1 pseudogene is annotated in these 749 nt (G+C 69.4%); it reads left to right on the forward strand.

Annotation, left to right across the window (positions count from 1 at the left end):
- Positions 1 to 749 (forward strand): annotated as a pseudogene (locus MOV75_RS40490) (hypothetical protein); the annotation flags it as partial.

A 749-nucleotide genomic window follows, 5' to 3' on the forward strand; every position in this document is an offset into this window, starting at 1 on the left:
GATCTCGGCCGCCTGCGCGCCGACAAGCTCGACGTCGAGTTCAGCCTCAGCTCCCTGATGCGCGGCGAGTGGCGCGCCACCGAGCTTTCGGTGGGCGGCATGGCGGCCGATCTCGGCCTCGATGCGAGGGGACGGGTTGATTTGCCCTCCACCGCGAGCGGCACCTTCAATCTGGCATCCCTCGCCATCGAGCGGCTCAATCTCACTGGCCGCATCGCCCTGCACGATGCCGCCAGCCGCTCGACGCTGGAACTGAACGACATCGCCTTCTCTGGCGACGTCCGCTCGCTCGCGGGCTCGGTGCGCGGCGACGGCAGATTCACCGCCGCCGGGGTGCGCTATCCGTTCCGCGTCTCCTCCGGTCCGAGCGCCGACGGCAACGCCACCCGTCTGCACCTCAACATCGATCCCGGCGAGCGCGCCATCCTCGCCGATCTCGAAGGCGTGCTCGCCTTCGACAACCGCCTGCCGAAATTCGACGGCGCGCTGACGCTGGCCGTGCCGCCGATCAAGAAGGCGGGCGAGGCGGGGCCGACGCCGTGGAAGCTCACGACCAAACTCAAAGCGGATCCGGCCGGCGCGAAGTTCGAGCAGATCGACGCGAGCTTTGGCACTGAGGACTCCGCGTTGAAGCTCGGCGGCGTCGGTGACGTCAAATTCGGCGCCTCGCCGCTGCTGCGCGCGGTGCTGTCGGCGCGTCAGGTCGATGCCGACAGGCTGACGGCCAAGGGCGATGCCGAGCCGCTCCG

It is taken from the genome of Bradyrhizobium sp. PRIMUS42, from assembly GCF_023006515.1.
Lineage (GTDB): Bacteria > Pseudomonadota > Alphaproteobacteria > Rhizobiales > Xanthobacteraceae > Bradyrhizobium.